Origin of the sequence: Bremerella cremea (genome assembly GCF_039541315.1) — a bacterium.
Lineage (GTDB): Bacteria > Planctomycetota > Planctomycetia > Pirellulales > Pirellulaceae > Bremerella > Bremerella cremea.
In genome coordinates, this window is record NZ_BAABFZ010000005.1 from 863,766 (window position 1) to 877,202 (window position 13,437).

The window sequence follows — 13,437 nt, forward strand, 5'->3', positions numbered from 1 at the left end:
CCCTCGTTGCGAGATCGTGTCTACCCCGATACGATTGGCTTAGCTTTTTGCGGCAAAATGGCCGCTTTTTGAACGCTCAACCTTTGCCAATCCAGACGCATGCCTGTTGATCTTGCCGTAACGCTCGGGCGGCTTACCCTTCCCAATCCAATCCTGGTCGCCTCCGGAACCTTTGGCTATGCCAAGGAAATGGCCGGAATCGTCGACTTGGCGAAGCTGGGGGGAATCCTTCCCAAAACGATCACCAGCAGCCCACGCCCCGGCAACAAGCCATGGCGAACCCTTGAAACCACCGGGGGAATGCTCAACAGCATCGGTCTCGACAACGACGGCATCGACTACTTCATTGCCAACCACCTGCCTTATCTGGGCTCGCTTGGTTCGCCGCTTGTGGTCAGCATCGCCGGCAAGACGAAGGAAGACTTCGTCAGCATGGCAGCTCAACTAGGCGAACACTCCCAGATCGCTGCGATCGAACTGAATATCTCTTGCCCGAATGTCAGTGGCGGTATCGACTTCGGAACCGATCCCGCGACCTGCGAAACACTGGTTGCCGCTGTCCGGGCCGCGACTCCTCACCCGATCATCGCCAAGCTGACGCCGAACGTGACCAGCATCGCCTCGGTCGCCAAGGCCGCCGAAGCAGGCGGAGCCGACGCTGTTTCGGCGATCAATACCGTCCAAGGGATGGCGATCGACTGGAAACGCAAGAAGCCGCTGCTCGGTAACGTGATCGGCGGGCTTTCCGGCCCCGCGATCAAGCCAATTGCCCTGCGATGCGTGTTCCAGATTGCCAAAGCGACGAAGGTTCCGATCATCGGTATCGGTGGCATCAGCAGTGTCGACGACGTGATGGAATTCCTGGTGGCCGGGGCGACGGCCGTGCAGATCGGCACCGCCAACTATTTCGATCCACCGCTCAGTGGTCGAATTGTGGGCCAATTACCCGACGCGATTACCTCGTTGGGAGTCTCCAGCGTCAAGGAAGTCGTCGGTAGCCTACAACTTCCTTCGTAAGTTCGGCCCAGGCTATCCGCCTGGGTTTTCCGCTCGGTGATGTGCCCACGCATTGAACCCTTGTCATGCCGATCTTGTCCCCGGGGTGACAGTTCGCCTAGTCGTCCGTCATAATGACTAGCTGGTTTTGACTTCTTTTGACCCCGTAAACTGACGTAGATCCATGCGTGTCCTCTCCGGAATCCAGCCGACTGGACGTCCCCACTGGGGCAACTACTTCGGTGCTATTCGCCAGTACATCGAGCTGCAAGGGAACGAGCAGTCGTTCTACTTCATCGCGAATCTGCACGCTCTGACGACCGTTCGCGATCGTGAGAAGCTGGAACAAGCCACCATCGACATGGCCCTCGACATCCTGGCCCTGGGGCTCGATCCCGATCAGGCCACGCTGTTCGTCCAGTCCGATGTGCCTGAGATCAGCGAGTTGTGCTGGATTTTGATGACTGGTACCGGCATGGGACTGCTGGAACGCTGCGTCAGCTACAAAGACAAAAAAGATCGCGGGCTGAAGGCCGACGCCGGCTTGTTCACTTACCCAGTGCTTCAAGCGGCTGACATCCTGGGCTACGACTCCGACATCGTGCCGGTTGGACAAGACCAGGTCCAGCACATCGAAGTGACACGCGACATCGCACAAAGCTTCAACCATCAGTTCGGCGAAGTCTTCGTGCTGCCGAAACCGAAGGTGCTCGATGCCTCGGCCAAAGTCCCCGGCACCGACGGCGAGAAGATGTCAAAGTCGTACGGCAACATCATCGAACTGTTCGAGCCACCCAAGCAGGCTCGCAAGAAGATCATGCGAATCGTGACCGACTCGCGTCCGATGGAAGATCCCAAAGAGCCGGAAGGGGATCACCTCTACCAGTTGTTCTCGTTGTTCGCCGAGCCAGAAGCCCTCGAAGAAATGGCGGCCCTCTATCGCAAGGGTGGTTTTGGCTATGGCCACGTGAAGAAGGCCTTGGCCGACGCTGCCGAAGCGTACTACGCCGAAGCTCACGAACGCCGCGCAGAGTTGGTTGCCAACCCGCAACGCCTGAAAGAAATCCTGGGCGATGGCGCCCAGGTCGCACGCAAGAAGGCACGCGAAGTTCTTACCCGAGCTCAAGAAGCATCGGGGATCTCGGGCTGGCACGCACGGTTGAAGTAAGCAGGCAAGCGAAGCAATGGAAATCATCGGAATCGGAACCGACATCATCGAGTGCCTGCGCATCGCCCAGATGATCGAACGCCACGGCGAGATGTTCATCAATCGTGTTTATACCCAACACGAAATCGAATACTGCAGCGAACGCAAAGCGGCGACCCAGCACTATGCTGGTCGCTGGGCAGCGAAAGAAGCAGTGCTGAAGGCGATCGGCACCGGCTGGATCAAAGGGATCACCTGGCGTGATGTCGAAGTTGCCAACCTGTTTGGTGGCAAGCCGATCATCAACCTCTCAGGCGGAGCCCTCGATTCAGCGCGACGCCGCGGAATCCAAGAGATCCAGATCAGCATCAGCCACTGCCGCACCCATGCGGTGGCCTACGCGATGGGTCTCGGCGATCCTTCGAAGGCCGAGCCGATCGACGTCTAAGCCACTCTGGCAACACATCCCCACGAACCAATTTCGGCGAAAACTCGCTTGGCGTGGGCCGATGCGCAGTTCTCGTGAATTTTATTCCCTCCCAGTTGCATGACACTGAACACCTGTATACATTGCAGGCGTTCTGGCCAGGAACTCGACTTACTGAATCATGCTTTGGATTAGGGACGATTAACGATGAGCCTTTGTCAGACGGTCTTCTGCGATTTTGAAACCGAATTGGCCAACACGCGCAAGACCTTAGAGCGGGTCCCCAACGATAAGTGGGACTGGAAGATCAACGAAAAGTCGAACACCATTGGCTGGGTCGCTGGCCACCTGGCTGAAATCCCAGGTTGGGCCGTTTCGACCTGGACGAAAGACGAACTCGACTTCAATCCTCCCGGCGGACCAGGCTATTCGCCAACAGCCGTTTCCAACTGCGATGAAGTGCTGGCCTTGTTCGACAAGAACGCTGCCGCCGCCAAAGAAGCCATCGCCGACATTCAGGAAGCAGACTTGGGCAAACCTTGGTCTTTGCTCAGCGGCGGTGAAGTATTGTTCACCATGCCGAAGATCGCCGTCATGCGAACTTTCGTCATCAATCACATCGTCCACCACCGAGCGATCCTGACCGTCTATTACCGCGTCAACGGCGTTCCGGTTCCAGCCTTGTACGGGCCATCGGGCGACGAGACCTACTAGGCGCCGCGATCGCTTTCCACGGCACACCTTCTTGCCAGTGGTCAGGCGTCCAATTGTCCTCCGTGACGCCTGACCGCTTGGCATGGTGCAATCGCTTTTCTAAAGCCGTTTCTGGAATCGCATTACGCTGCCACTGATCACCGCCAGACCACACAGCGTCAGACCAATCACCGACGGCACAAGATCTTGAAAATCGGCGGCTCGCAAGACAATCCCGCGTAAGATCTCGATGAAGTAGGTCACCGGAATCGCGAACGTGATCAAATAGATCGGCAGCGGCATCTCGCTGCGGGGGAACATGAAGCCTGAGAGCAGCACCGAGGGCAACATGATAATGAACGCGAACTGAACCGCTTCCAACTGCGTGGTGGCAACGGTCGAAACAAACAGCCCCAGCCCCAGCGAGCAGACCATGAACAGCATCGACAACGCCAGCAGCAGTCCGATGCTCCCATTCACCGGCACGCCAAACGCATAGATCATCACCGACAGCACGATCAGCAGTTCCACGAAACCGATCATCGCATACGGAATCAGCTTCCCCAGGAGCAGCCCCATTCTTCCGACCGGCGTGACGAAAAGCTGCTCGAGCGTTCCCAGCTCTCGTTCGCGCACAATGGCGAACGAAGTCAGAAACAACGTCACCAATTGCAGAATGATACCGACCAGCCCCGGCACAAAGAAGTGAGCACTATCGAGGTCTGGGTTATAGAGCAAACGCGTTCGCACCTCGATTGGCAACGCGATCGCTCCGTTTTCGTCCCGAGAAGGAGCGACCTGCAGCGTGTCGGCAAAGTTTTTCGCCCTTCCCATCGATAAGTTCAGCCCCAATAGCTGAGCCGTACTTTGCGCCGTGGTGGCGACCTGGGAATCGCTGCCATCGATCAGCACTTGAACTTCGACCTGCTCGCCTCGCAGCAGCCGATCAGAAAAGTTCGGCGGGATTCGCAGTCCGGCCCGAGCCCTCCCTGAGGTTAACGCCCGGTGGAACGATTCCTCGTCGTACACTTCCTTAAGCAGGCGAAACTTACGCGTGTTGAGGAACGACGAAATCATCTCGCGCGAGCTTTGCCTTCCATCCAGATCGAACACCACCAGCGGAATGTTTTCGATCTCGGTATCGATGGCATATCCGAAGATGATCGTCTGCATCACCGGCACGACCAGCATGAAGAACAGCGTGATCGGCTGGCGACGAATATGGAAGAACTCTTTCACCAGGACCGCCCACAGCCCCAGCATCGGATTGCCAGACTTCCGTTGCTCAGGCGACTTCTTGGTGGCGGATACTGGCTCGTCTTCCGATTTTGTCTCGGCTGTATCTACTGTTAGTTCGGCTTGAACTTCGTTCGCTCCCTCTTTCTCCGCATTCGCAGTGAGCGTCACGAAAACATCCTCCAGCGAAGGCGTGATCGGGCGAAGCTCGATCTGTTGATCGGTCACGCCAAGATGCTGCCGCAGCATATCAGACGAAAGAGAATCATCGATCAACACATGAAGGGTTTCGCCAAACAACGTCGCATCGCGAACCCCGTCCTGTTGCCGCAACTGCGAAAGATGCTCCGCAGCATGCGGCACACGCAGTTCAAATCGCTGCGTTCCTTCCGGAGTGATCTGCGGCAACTCTTTCAGCTCGTCCGGTTTCCCCAGGACCAGCAGCCGCGAAAGATAGAGGTATCCGACATCGGTGCAGCGTTCCGCTTCGTCCATGTAGTGGGTCGTGACGACCAGGGTGACACCGCGGCCTGAGAGCTCGAAGAGCAGGTCCCACAAGTGACGCCGGGCGACCGGATCGATGCCGGCGGTTGGTTCGTCGAGGAACAGCAAGTCTGGCTCGTGGATTAACGAACATGCGAGCGCCAGCCGCTGTTTCCATCCGCCCGAGAGCGTTCCGGCTAATTGATCGATGTAGTCATGGATCCCGGTCAGGTCGAGCACAGCCTGCTTCCGCTCTTCCAGCCGCTGCGAATCGAGCCCGTAGATTCGGCCGTAAAACTCTAGGTTCTCGCGTACCGTCAGGTCGGCATACAGACTGAAGTGCTGCGACATATAGCCGACGCGCGGCTTGATGCTTTCCGACTCGATGTACGCGTCGCGTCCCAGAACAATCGCGCCGCCATCGCTGGGAGGCAGAATCCCCAGCAGCATGCGAATGATCGTCGACTTACCGCTTCCGTTGGGACCTAGCAGTCCGAAGATCGCCCCTCGCTTGACTTGAAAGCTGACATCGCGAACTGCTACGAAGTCGCCGAAGCGACGCCACAAATGCTGAACGTCGATGACCACGTTGTGATCGCTCATGGGGCGTCCTTCAAGGGATCGAGCGAAACATCGACCGTCATGCCGGGACGTAGTCGCCCCACTTTCTCGTCCAATTCGACTTTCACCCGGAACACCAGCTTCGAGCGATCCTCCAGCGTTTGCACGTTGCTGGGAGTAAACTCGGCCTGGCGCGAGACGTAGACCACTTCGCCGATATGCTCTTCCCCAGGAATGCCATCGACCGTGACCGCCAGCTTATCGCCGACCTGGATCGCTCGCTGGTTCTGCGGCACGTAGCAGCGAACCCACAGGTTCTCTTGATCTAGGATCGACATCACCGGAGCACTGGCCCCTGCCAGGTCGCCAGGCTGAAGATCGAGGGCTTCAACGAACCCATTGACCGGGCTGGTGATGTTCAGCTCTTTTTTCTGTTCGCGGATCACCTCGACCGAAGCCTTCGCCGCGTCACGGGCCGCTTTAGCCTGAGCGATGTCTTCCGTCCGATAGCCATTTTTCGCCAGCTCCCAGGCCGCCTTCGCTTCGGCCATCTGCCCTTCGGCCTGACGAATTTCCTCCTCGCGTGTCCCTGCTTCCAGCAGCGATAACTCTTGGCCTCGCACTTCGACTTGTGACTGAGCGGACTCCAATTCTTTGGTCGCCGCGTCGAATTCCTCTCGCGAGATCGTGTTGTTTTCGTAAAGCCGATTGCGGCGTGCGAAGTTCTCTTTGGCCAGCAACAACTCGGCTGCGGCCACCTCTTTTCGCCCGCGTGCCGCTTCGATCTCTTGCGGTCGCGGCCCGGTCTTCAGCTTGTCGTAGTTGGCCTGGGCCTGATGATACTTCGCCTCGGCCTGGGCGATTTCTTCGACGCGGAAACCTGTCTTCAGCCGCTGATACTCTGCCTCACGCTGGCCCAGCGTCTCGATCGCCTCTTGCTCGCGCTGCAGCAAATCGAACGGCTCCAGTTCGACCAGCAGTTGCCCGGCCGCAACGGAATCGCCTTCTTCCACCAGGACTTGCTTGACTCGGCCGCCAACGCGCGAGCCGATCCGTATTTCGTCCGCTTCGAGAAAGCCTGAGACCACATTGGGCGGTGGGACGAACTTGCTGTAGGCGACCAATCCTCCGAGAACGAGGATTACCAATCCGACGATGAGTGCTCGATATACCATCGTTGCCCGACTTTCGCGTGGGATGCATCTCGAGGAGAATGTCGACGACCTGCCTTCATTCTATCGCTCGCCGGGCATCGATCCCACCTAGGCCAAGGAACCTTTATCGTTCAATCCGGTTCTTTCGTCCGCCGGTCACGATTATCGGTTGCCAGTCTTTGGCAGCTTCGTCGGCACTTAAGACCATGTTGTCGTGAATCTCGCATTCTTCCAGATCGGTCAGCTTCAACCCGGCGTTCTCGCAGTCGAGAACCGTGCAACCGGTCACGTGAAAACGACGACACTTTTCCAGCATCAATCCGGCATCGGCTCGCAGCGTTTCTCGGATATGCAAACCGGTGATCGTGCCACCATCGCAGTTTTTGAACAGCACGGCGTTATCGCACGTTTCGCGATCGCGATACGGTGGATTGCGTGCCAGCACATTCGCCCCCACAACCACGTTCATGCTGTCTTCCACACGGAGGTTATATTTGTAGCCGCTGCCGATCGTATTGCCGACAATTGAAACATCCCGGGCCTGGCGGATGTCGATGTTCGTTTCGACGTCGCTCAAGATGTTGTTCGCAATCGAAACCAGCCCCCAGCAAGGCTCGCCATGCGGAGTCGCGCCGATGAAGCGGACATTCGCGGAGTTCTCTCCTTCGGAGTGCTGTAGCGTACAACCGGTGATCGAAACCTCAGCGGTTCCCCAGGCCGATCCGGCACTGTCGATCAACACGTTTTGCACGTTCGCTTCGAGGTCCGATCCGCTGATATGCAGATTACGAACGCCGCCCCCTTTCGAGATCACGCCTCCTCCCTGGTTGTAGCTGATATGGGATGCGGAAATGTTGATCTGATGCAAATCGACATCGTCGAGAAAGACCCCAGCGCCGCGATTCTGGTACAAGTGGCAGTTCGCGATGATCACGTTGCGGTTGCGTTCGACCAGGTGAATCGCGTGGCGTGTGTTGCGAATCGCGACCTGAGAAATCGTGAGCTGCATCGTCTTGAGTGCTTCGATCCCATCGGCCTCTTCATGGGCGCCGACGATTTCGATCCCTTGAATGATTGGCATTCGTTGATTGAGCCAAACATTGAACTTCACGGTCTTCGGCGAAGCGGTTCCTTCGTGGGTTCCGATCAAGCGAATTGCCGGTCCTGCCCCGGCCATCACAATTCGTGCGGTGCCGTCGCCGACAATCGATGTCACACCGACTTTGTCGAGCTCGATCACTAGCGGCTTGGATATTTTGTATTCTCCCTTCGGAAGCACCATCCCCGGTCGACCTGCGTCGAGCCACTGTTGCAGCCCGACCGTGTCGTCGTGCCTTCCATCGCCCACGACGTCGAAGTCGAAGACATCTTGTTGCGCGGCTCCCTTCACCGAGTTCTGCGAGTCTGCCTTTCCAACCGAGACAATCACGATTGCGACACTTAGCAGCAACAGCAAAACGGCGAAGCTACTTCCTGTAGAACGGAATGTACGAACGATGTTGAGCATCGTGAACTCTCCAGCGACAGCGATTTCAGGGGTAGATTTGTCCTGCGTTCGCAACAGCGTCAGGACGCGTGCAATGCCAAAGTAACGCAAAACATGTCACGAGACATCATTTTTCTAGAATTTTGTCCTCCAAATAGATTTCCCGGGCGAAAGAAGATTTGCGTCCCGCCGGGCGAAGTGGCATATTGACGTCGCATCCCACCTACCTCCATCTCGGTATCCTCGACCGGAGATCTTGCCATGGCCTGGCTTCGTTGTGCCGTTTGCACGCTCTTGCTTTCGTTTATCTCGGCGTCCGATCTGTACGCAGAACTTCAAGTCGGCGCCGCCGTCGTCGACATAACGCCCGAAACCTTTCCGGTGCTGATCAACGGCAGCTTCTATCCTCGGCAAGGCGAACCGAAAGACATCCATGCCCGCGCGATCGTCGTCGACGATGGCACGACGCGGCTTGCGATGGTGGTCGCCGATAGTTGCATGCTGCCCAAGGACTTGACCGACAGCGCCAAGCAGTTGGCTGCCGCGCGTAGCCAGATCCGCCCAGACCACATGATGATTTCGGCAACGCATACTCATTCGGCACCCGCCTCGATGGGTTGCCTGGGGACTGATGCCGATCCGACGTATGTCCCGTACCTGCGTATCAAATTGGCCGAGGCCATTTTGGAAGCGGAGAAGAATCTCGCTCCTGCCAAGATCGGCTGGGGATCGGTCGATGCTAACCAGTTCACCGCCCTGCGACGTTGGATCTTGCGCCCCGGTATGGAACGCGAAGATCCGTTCGGAGAAAAGACCGTTCGGGCCAGCATGCACACGGCTCGCGACAACATGGCAAACGTCACCGGCGAGTCAGGCCCGGAAGATCCCGAGCTTTCGATGATCGCGTTCCAGAGCCTTGACGGGAGACCGATCGCGCTGCTGGCAAACTTTTCGATGCATTACTATAGCGGTGGCGGCGCGGCCGACTACTTCGGTGCTTACTGCAGCAAGCTGGAAGAAGCCCTCGACAAATCGAGCGAGGGACAGCCACCTTTCGTCGCGATCATGTCGCATGGCTGTAGCGGTGATATCTGGCGGCTCGATTATCGCACCGGAACGAACCAGACTTTCGACGGCTTTGTTGACGGCATGGTCGCCAAGACGCAGCAGGCGTTAAAAGACGTCGAGTATCAAGCCGAGGCTCCTTTAGCGATGGCGGAAACTCGCATGAAGCTGAATTACCGCGTTCCGAGCGTTGATCGCCTGAAGTGGGCCGAAGAGATCGTTGCCCAGATGGGAGATCGAGCTCCGAAGACACCTGCCGAAGTGTATGCCCGCGAGCAGATCTTTTTGCACGAAAAGAAGTCAACGGAGATCGTACTGCAAGCGATTCGCCTGGGAGAGATCGCGATCGCGACCACCCCCAACGAGACCTACGCCCTGACCGGCTTGAAGCTGAAGGCTCGCAGCCCTTCCACCAAGACGATGGTAATCGAACTGGCAAATGGCGGCGACGGCTACATCCCTCCGCCGGAGCAGCATGTGCTGGGTGGCTACAATACCTGGGCGGCCCGATCGGCAGGGCTGGAGACAACCGCCGAACCGAAGATTGCTGATGCTGACCTTACGCTTCTCGAAACAGTTACCGGCAAACCACGTCGCGAATCGTTGCCTCCAGCGAGCAAAATGGCCGAGACGATCACCAGCTTGAAGCCGGTGAGCTACTTCCCGCTGCACGACATGGAAGGTCCCACGGCGGCGAACATGATCGCGAATGCCTCGCCTGCTGAGATCGAAGATGGCGTCGTTTCTATCTGGAAGGAGCCGATGGCCCTGCCCTGGCGACGGAAGGCAACTTGAACCGTGCCGCTCACTTCGCAGGCGGGCGAATCGTTGCCGACGCCAGCGAGCTTAAGCCGAACTATACCGTCAGCCAATGGATCTGGAACGGCCTCGATCCCGGGGCCCGGCCGATCGCAGGCTGGTTTCTTTCGCACGGCGTTCACCTGGGCCTCTCCGGTCAGGGAGAGCACGCCGGGCGTCTGCTGCTGAAATCGGGTGACGACGTTGTCGCCTACGGCAAGACATCGATCGCACGCTGGGACTGGGTACACGTGGCACTCGTTCGCACCGACACTACGGTTCAAGTTTACCTCGACGGAAAGCTGGAAGTCGAAAGGCAGATTTCGGACGCCCCCGTCCCCAGTCAGCTTTTCATCGGTGGTCACGCCAACAACGAAAACAATTGGGAAGGTCGTCTGGACGAGGTAGCGATCTTTGACCGAGCATTGACGGCAGAACAAATTGCCAAGCTGGCCGACGATGGCCAGGCGGCAACTTCGACCACACAGACCACGCTCAGCGAAGAAGATCAAAACAAGGGGGGCCGCCACTGGGTCGACCAGGCAACGCCTGCCCCGCGTTCACCGGAAGAGGAAAATGCCTCGTTCCAAATCGAACCAGGCTACACGATCGAACTGGTCGCCGCCGAACCGCTGGTGATGGATCCGGTCGCGATCGCCTTCGACGCCCAAGGAACGATGTTTGTCGCCGAGTACAGCGACTACCCGATTGGCCCGCCTGAGGAAGGCGCTCCACCTCTTTCGCGAATCGTAAAACTGATCGATCAAGACGGTGATGGCAAGATGGACCAGCGGATTGTCTTCGCCGACCAGTTAAACTTCTGCCACAGTCTGATGCCGTTTCGCGGTGGAATCCTGGCATGTGCCCAGACCGAGTTGATCTTGCTAACCGACACCGATGCCGACGGGATCGCGGACCAGCGCGAGTTGCTTTTCTCGGGCTTCGTTCCGGCCCACGCCCAGATGCAGGTCGGTTGCCCACGTTGGGGCTTGGACAATCGAATCTATTTGAACTACGGCGTCGGCAAAGTCACGCAGCATGTCGACAACACAACGAAGACCATCCCGCCCAACGAGTTCTGGATCGATCCGTTGACGCTCGACTTCGGCCCCGCCAGCGGCACCGGTCAGTATGGCAACACGATCACGGCCTGGGGGGATCGACTGTTTGCGACGAATCGAAATCCGATCATCGCGACAACGATGTCGCTGGAAGAAGCCGCGCAGAATCGCTTCGCGCCGATTCGATCGATTCAATACGATGTCGCTCCGTCTGGCGGCGACTCGAAGGTCTTTCCGCTGGTCGCCATGAAAAGCAACTGGCTTTCGCACGCCGGTACGCACACCTCGGCTTGCGGCACGACGGCTTACGTGGGTGATGGACTGGGACCAGCGATGGTCGATAGCGTATTCGCCTGCGAACCGATCGGGCATCTCGTGACCCGGGCGATCGTTACCCGTGACGGATCGCGTCTGACTTCCCAGCGTGCTCAAGAGAACGCCGACTTCCTGGCAGCGACCGATACCTGGTTTCGTCCGGCAAGTCTTTCCAACGGCCCCGATGGGATGCTCTATCTGGCTGACATGTACCGTTTGTGGGTCGAGCATCCGAAGTTCCTTCCGCCTGAAATCGCGGCCCAGCTTGACTGGCGGGCCGGAGAAGATCGCGGGCGAATCTGGCGGATTGTGCCCGTGAAAACTACGGGAAGCAACTTCTACACGCCCCCTTCGACGACCAGCGATCTCGTGAAGATGCTTGGCAGCGAGAATGGCTGGCGTCGGCGAACGGCCCAGCAAATCTTAGTGGAACAGCAGCGACACGATGCCCAGCCAGATATCGAAAAGCTCTTCCAAACCAGCGACTCCCCTTTCGCCCGACTTCATGCGATCTGGACGTTGGAAGGCCTTGGCCGCTTGTCGCGGGAAATGATTCATGCGGGACTGAACGATGCTCACCCCGAAGTTCGTGCCAATGCCGTTCGCCTGGCAAAGCGTCACTGGGCAGACACCCCTGAACTTTGCCAGGCGGCGATGAAGTTGGTTGACGACACTGATCAGCAGGTTCGATTTCAACTCGCATTGGCACTCGGACAGACCGACGATCCGGGCAAAGCGAACGTGCTGGCGTCACTGCTTCCAAGCGACGGAGCGAATTCGACCTTTGCAGACGCCATCGTTGCCGCATCCGAAAAGTGCTCCGGCGAAGTTTTGTCAATTTGTTCGGCCGATCTCCCACAGCAGAGCATCCTCGCAGAGCGGCTGGCCCATGTGGTCGGTTCGCGACGTGATGAAGCAGAGATGCTATCCACACTTCAGGTCGCACTTTCGCAGAAGGCCCCGACCGGACAACTTGCCGTACTGAAAGGACTGACGACGGGCCTGGGAAATGCCAAGCAATTTCACGCGTTGCTGGTGAAGTTGCCGAAGGCCGAGCAGCAGCTTGCGACGCAACTTCTTGATCTCGCCCATGATCCAAGACAGTCACCCACGCTGCGCCGCGATGCCCTACAAGTGATTCGCCTTGCCAAGATGGCCAGCGACGACTTCTTTGCCGAGTTGTGTACTCCCCGTGAGCCTGCTTTGGTTCAACAGGAAGCAGTCGCTACGCTTGTTTCTCCACTCACGCCAGCACGGTCGCAGCTTCTGGCCGAGCTTTGGCCTGAGCTCGAACCAGGCACGCGCGACGCGGCGATCTCGCTGCTGATCAAATCGACGCCTGGGGTCGAGTTCCTGCTTACCGCACTTCGCTTGGGAACGATTTCGCGAACCTCTTTGAGCCTCGATCAGCAGTCGCAACTTCGCCAGCATCGCGATGCCGCGATACGCAAACAGGCGGAACAACTTCTCGGCCAGGCCGCCAACAGCGATCGCGCCGCGGTGCTCAAGCAATATCAGTCGGTCACAAAGACCATCGGCAGCGCGACCACCGGGAAGGCGATCTTTTTGAAGAACTGCGCCAAGTGCCACACGCCGACAGAGCCTGGTCAGCCAAGCGTCGGGCCAGACCTGGCCGATTCTCAGAACCGTCCGCGCGAAGCAATCTTGTTCGATATTCTCAATCCCAGCGGCAAAGTCGAGCCCAAGTATGCCGCCAGCCAAATTCTGACCGACAGCGGACAAAGCTACAGCGGGATTGTCATCCACCAAACGCCCCAGGCAATCGTGCTGCAATTGGCCGATGGCAAGACGCAGGAAATTACCCGAGCCGAGATCGAATTGTTCCAGACCAGCGACCGCTCGCTGATGCCCGATGGGCTGGAGAAAGAGATCTCGCTGGATCAAATGGCCGACCTGCTCGAGTTCCTTCAATCGCCACTTCCCAAGCGGTAGCGACACGAAAAACGCCTTACACGATGAAGCGTAAGGCGTTAGCGTATTTCGGGCGATCAAAG

At 57.9% G+C, this 13,437-nt stretch carries 9 protein-coding genes; 6 read left to right on the plus strand and 3 right to left on the minus strand.

Features of this window, described 5'->3' with window-relative positions; genetic code table 11:
• Positions 1-99: 99 nt before the first annotated feature.
• The 4 genes from ABD890_RS20355 to ABD890_RS20370 all read left to right on the plus strand — a co-directional run bounded on the left by ABD890_RS20355 (position 100) and on the right by ABD890_RS20370 (position 3,284).
• Positions 100-1,017 carry a dihydroorotate dehydrogenase gene (locus ABD890_RS20355; RefSeq protein WP_345094019.1) on the plus strand — a complete coding sequence of 306 codons (918 nt, stop codon included), beginning with the start codon at positions 100-102 and terminating at the stop codon, positions 1,015-1,017.
• Between the two features lie 163 nt (positions 1,018-1,180).
• Positions 1,181-2,164 (plus strand): tryptophan--tRNA ligase, encoded by a 984-nt coding sequence (gene trpS, locus ABD890_RS20360; RefSeq protein WP_345094021.1) that lies wholly within the window; start codon positions 1,181-1,183, stop codon positions 2,162-2,164.
• Between the two features lie 16 nt (positions 2,165-2,180).
• On the plus strand, positions 2,181-2,591 hold the full coding sequence (acpS, locus tag ABD890_RS20365; RefSeq protein ID WP_345094023.1) for a holo-ACP synthase: 411 nt from the start codon (positions 2,181-2,183) through the stop codon (positions 2,589-2,591).
• A gap of 186 nt (positions 2,592-2,777) precedes the next feature.
• Positions 2,778-3,284, plus strand: coding sequence for a DinB family protein (locus ABD890_RS20370; protein ID WP_345094025.1), 507 nt, complete (start codon positions 2,778-2,780; stop codon positions 3,282-3,284).
• A 99-nt stretch (positions 3,285-3,383) separates the two neighbouring features.
• On the opposite strand, the gene ABD890_RS20375 is transcribed toward ABD890_RS20370, so the two are convergent.
• The 3 genes from ABD890_RS20375 to ABD890_RS20385 all read right to left on the minus strand — a co-directional run bounded on the left by ABD890_RS20375 (position 3,384) and on the right by ABD890_RS20385 (position 8,204).
• Positions 3,384-5,585 carry an ABC transporter permease gene (locus ABD890_RS20375; RefSeq protein ID WP_345094027.1) on the minus strand — a complete coding sequence of 734 codons (2,202 nt, stop codon included), beginning with the start codon at positions 5,583-5,585 and terminating at the stop codon, positions 3,384-3,386.
• The gene (locus ABD890_RS20380) at positions 5,582-6,718 is read right to left on the minus strand and encodes an HlyD family secretion protein (protein ID WP_345094030.1); all 1,137 of its coding nucleotides are present in this window, start codon (positions 6,716-6,718) and stop codon (positions 5,582-5,584) included. The genes ABD890_RS20375 and ABD890_RS20380 overlap by 4 nt, the downstream gene beginning before the upstream one ends.
• Positions 6,719-6,821: 103 nt before the next feature.
• Positions 6,822-8,204 (minus strand): right-handed parallel beta-helix repeat-containing protein, encoded by a 1,383-nt coding sequence (locus ABD890_RS20385; protein ID WP_345094031.1) that lies wholly within the window; start codon positions 8,202-8,204, stop codon positions 6,822-6,824.
• A gap of 240 nt (positions 8,205-8,444) precedes the next feature.
• On the opposite strand from ABD890_RS20385, the gene ABD890_RS20390 reads away from it, so the two are divergent.
• Positions 8,445-10,043: a hypothetical protein gene (locus ABD890_RS20390; RefSeq protein WP_345094033.1), complete on the plus strand. Its 1,599-nt coding sequence runs from the start codon at positions 8,445-8,447 to the stop codon at positions 10,041-10,043.
• Complete coding sequence (locus ABD890_RS20395; RefSeq protein ID WP_345094035.1) at positions 10,040-13,375, plus strand: PVC-type heme-binding CxxCH protein; 3,336 nt, start codon at positions 10,040-10,042, stop codon at positions 13,373-13,375. The genes ABD890_RS20390 and ABD890_RS20395 overlap by 4 nt, the downstream gene beginning before the upstream one ends.
• Positions 13,376-13,437: the final 62 nt, after the last annotated feature.

Coding starts and splice junctions, on each gene's coding strand:
- ABD890_RS20380 (WP_345094030.1), bottom strand. CDS start 6,718: ATGGTATATCGAGCACTCATCGTCGGATTGGTAATCCTCGTTCTCGGA.
- acpS (WP_345094023.1), top strand. CDS start 2,181: ATGGAAATCATCGGAATCGGAACCGACATCATCGAGTGCCTGCGCATC.
- ABD890_RS20385 (WP_345094031.1), bottom strand. CDS start 8,204: ATGCTCAACATCGTTCGTACATTCCGTTCTACAGGAAGTAGCTTCGCC.
- ABD890_RS20390 (WP_345094033.1), top strand. CDS start 8,445: ATGGCCTGGCTTCGTTGTGCCGTTTGCACGCTCTTGCTTTCGTTTATC.
- ABD890_RS20370 (WP_345094025.1), top strand. CDS start 2,778: ATGAGCCTTTGTCAGACGGTCTTCTGCGATTTTGAAACCGAATTGGCC.
- trpS (WP_345094021.1), top strand. CDS start 1,181: ATGCGTGTCCTCTCCGGAATCCAGCCGACTGGACGTCCCCACTGGGGC.
- ABD890_RS20355 (WP_345094019.1), top strand. CDS start 100: ATGCCTGTTGATCTTGCCGTAACGCTCGGGCGGCTTACCCTTCCCAAT.
- ABD890_RS20375 (WP_345094027.1), bottom strand. CDS start 5,585: ATGAGCGATCACAACGTGGTCATCGACGTTCAGCATTTGTGGCGTCGC.